Source organism: Pontiella sp. (genome assembly GCF_041622395.1).
Lineage (GTDB): Bacteria > Verrucomicrobiota > Kiritimatiellia > Kiritimatiellales > Pontiellaceae > Pontiella.
Genome location: NZ_JBFJYW010000362.1, coordinates 1 through 3453 on the forward strand (window position 1 = coordinate 1; position 3453 = coordinate 3453).

The 3453-nt window shown below is 60.9% G+C and carries 3 protein-coding genes and 1 pseudogene; 2 read left to right on the top strand and 2 right to left on the bottom strand.

Annotated elements, in window-relative coordinates; translation table 11 throughout:
• Window positions 1–187: pseudogene (locus tag ABYO54_RS15480) on the top strand (MFS transporter); the annotation flags it as partial.
• A 94-nt stretch (window positions 188–281) separates the two neighbouring features.
• Here ABYO54_RS15480 and ABYO54_RS15485 read toward each other — a convergent pair.
• Window positions 282–947: a response regulator gene (locus tag ABYO54_RS15485; protein ID WP_372809136.1), complete on the bottom strand. Its 666-nt coding sequence runs from the start codon at window positions 945–947 to the stop codon at window positions 282–284.
• Between the two features lie 31 nt (window positions 948–978).
• Complete coding sequence (locus tag ABYO54_RS15490; RefSeq protein WP_372809137.1) at window positions 979–3024, bottom strand: sensor histidine kinase; 2046 nt, start codon at window positions 3022–3024, stop codon at window positions 979–981.
• A gap of 226 nt (window positions 3025–3250) precedes the next feature.
• Here ABYO54_RS15490 and ABYO54_RS15495 point away from each other — a divergent pair.
• The coding region (locus ABYO54_RS15495) for a hypothetical protein (protein ID WP_372809138.1) at window positions 3251–3453 on the top strand (203 nt) is incomplete at its 3' end.

The window sequence follows — 3453 nt, forward strand, 5'->3', positions numbered from 1 at the left end:
CATCGGCGGCGGCTGCATCATGACGCCGCTGCAAGGCCGGATCATCGACCTGCCGCCGATCGACCTCGGCTTCATGGAGCTCGCCAGCGTACGCGCCTCGTTCGTGCTGCCGCTGATCTGCTTCGTGGTCATCGCCCTCTACGGCTGGCGCACGTTCACCATCCACCACAAGGTCGACAACGCGTAAAAAACGCATTCCGTGTTCGTGGGATGGGCAACGGGTCGAGGTGCAGTCGTTTCGGCGCACCGGGCCCGTTGCCTTTTTTGGTGGGGTTGGATCCTCAGTTGTCGTGCCGGAAGAGGCCGGCCCGATGGGCTTTGTGGATGGCGGCGGGCGCATTCTGGACGTTGAGTTTTTGGTAGATGTGTTCGATGTGCGTGGCGACGGTGCGGTGGGAGATGCCGAGCTTGGCGGCGATTTCCTTTTTGAGCAACCCTTCGCTGGTGAGCGTCAGGATTTCGATCTCCCGTTGGCTGAGTTCGAATTCCGGCTCTTGCCTGGGCGGGCGTTTTTGCAGGGCCTGGGTGATGAATTTTGCGATGGCGGGATCGATGGTGGCCCCGCCGGCGATGACATCGCGGATCGCGGCCTTCATTTGGTTCAGGGTGGAGCTTTTGAGCAGATAGCCGTTTGCCCCGGATTGAATGGCGGCAAGGACGTCCGCTTCTCGCCCGGATTGGGTGAGGACGATGATTCGGGTGTCGGGGATGGATCTGAGGAAATGGGGGATTGCTTCAATGCCGGTCATGCCCGGCAGATGCAGGTCGAGCAAGACCAGATCGGGTTCCTGGCGGGTCGAAAGATCCTGTAGGCTGCGCAGGGCGCCTTCCGCGCTGGAAAATTGGCAGACCAGTTCCATGTCCTCTTCGCTTTTGAGCGTTCGGTCAACGACCTTGCGGTAGGCCGGGCTATCCTCTACCAGCATCAGTTTGATTTTTCGTTTCATGGGGGCTTCCTTTGGGGCCGGGGTTAAAGGTTCAGGGTCGAAGGTCCGGTTTCCGGTCGCGTTTGCCGAGCGTCGACCATCGGCTGGCGGCGGCGAAACGGTGGCGGAAACGGATGCGCAGCGTGATGCAGGTTCCGCCTTCGTGCGGGGTTTCGGCGGACATTTTGCCGCCGATCAGCCGCGCCCGTCGTTTCAGCGAGGCCGGCAGGACGCTCGGCAACCCCCGGCCGTTGTCGCGGATGCGCAGCACGATTCCCTTTTTGCCGCCGGTCAGTTGTGCTTCGACCTTGCTGGCGCCGGAATGCTTGACGATGTTGTTCAGGCATTCCTTATAGAACAGGGCCAGATCAATGCGTCTGCGGGGGGCAAGTTTGTCGAGCAACTCCGTGTTTTCGAACGAGATCTCGTGTTCGATGTCCGCCAGCAGCCGCGCCGTCGACCGTTTGATTTCCTGGACCAGATCGCCGTGCAGGCCGGTGGCTTCCAGCAGGTTGGTGCAGAGCCGGGCCGTGATTCCGGTCTCTTCCGTGAGGTTGCGGACTTCATCGACGACTTCGACCAGCTCGCCCCACTGCTCGCGCGCATCGGCGTGGTCGACGATGTTTTTTGCATAATCGCCCAGCAGGGCGATGGCGTTGAGGTTGGCGCCGAGTTCGTCGTGCAGGTTGGCGGCAATGCGTTCGCGGGTCCGGAAAACCGTGCGCTGCCGGACGACCTGTTCAATCAGCACGATGATAACGGTTCCGGCAACGAGCAGGGCGGCCAGCCAGTACATGCGCCGCAGATTGCTCTTTTGGCGTGCATAGCGCAGGCTCAGTTCTTCGGCCACGCCGGGGCGCTCGTTTTCCAGATCGTGGCGGCGGGCCAGCTGCTCCATCCAGTCGCGGATCGGCAGGATTTTTCCGAAATGGTTCCGCCCGTCGGTCAGCGAATGCTGCAGGTATTGTCCCGAACGGATTTTCTTTGGAAGTTGCACCTGTTTTTCCCGTGCGGCATTGAGACCGTCGGCAAGGATTTCGATTTCCGCCAAGCTGATGCAGAACGCCTCATTGCCGGCATCGCGGGGCCAGGCGCCCTTCGGGACGGCCAGGCGCACGTAGCGGCAGACGGTTTCCGCCACCCGCCATTCGAGAATGTTGCCCGCCTGATAGATCGAATCGCGGTGATAATCCAGCAGGGGCACCGCATCGGAAAAATCCGATCGGTTGGCGCCCGTGACTTTGAAGCTGTACGGCATGCCGAAGTCGGTGGGGTTGATCTGGGGGATATATTCGTTTACGTCGGCACCGTGGAGGCGGATGCCGTCGACCCGGAGGCTGCTTTCAAGATCAATGGTCAATGCGAACGGGATCGCGGTGCTGCTCGTGACGAGATAGGGATTGCTCTTTTCCTCACCGGCGGCATCCATCAGATATGGGGTCAACCCGTCGACCAGCGCTTCTTGGTAGATCGCGGCAGCACCCCAGCCACCAGCAGTGGATGAGACCTGGACCGGACGGTTGAGCGCAACATTCCGTCCATTGGAAAAGACCATGATTTCCGAGAGTTTGAATCGGGACTTTTCATCTCCTCTGGCATGTGGGGAAAGCCGGGTGGCGTTCACCCGTACCCACGAGGCGGTCGTCGACGGCAAATCGATCACCAGCGGAGCGACGCGCGGCAGGAAACGGTCTTCGGGACCCATGGAGGCGATCACCTCGCCTTCGGGGGCGTCTTGCGTCCCGGCAATGATTTCGAACGCTTCGGGGAAGCCGTCCGCCTGCGGCCCTTTCTCTGCATCGAACCAGAGGACGGGCACCAGGGTGATCTGGTCGATTTGGGTGTTTTCAGGGAGGTCGATTTGTGCCCACTCGGGGGTTCGGGGCGTCATGGTGGGATTGGAGATCCAGCCAATGTTCCCGACCCCGCTGCGCAGCGTGAGCCGGGCGAGCCCCGCGAGCTCGGCATCGATCGCGGCCAGCCGTTGCTCGAGCTGGTTCAGCGACAGGTCGGTTGCCGCCGGGGTTGCGGCCGGTCCAGCGAAGGCAGGCAGTGCGAACAGCGTTGCGGCGGCGAGTGGTTTTATGAAACGGAGCATAGGTGTTTTTTTAGCATAGCTTGCGGTGCAGGCAAACAGGCAATTGCCTCCGTTGGATATTTTGCCGGCCAGGCGATCCCATCGGACAAACGACCGATAGTCAGCATTTCAAGATCGGGCATTCTGATGGTCAACTTGGGAAAGGGTGGTTCTTTCCCGCCGGTAGCGGAGGGAGCGTCCAGGGGGCGCTTTCGTTGTAAGGAAAAAAAGCAAAAAGGAGCGAAGGATGAAGAGGACTACGGGAGCAATGGGCATGGTGCTGGTGATGGCCGTCGGGGCGCAGGCTGCGGTGACGATCGATTTTACGACCGCAACGACCGCGGGGCCGTTTCCAGGAAACGATCAGGCGACATACACATACGACGATTACGATCTGTTCGGCGACGGCTCGCTGACGGTGGACATCACGGTGGCGGATACGGGCGGTGC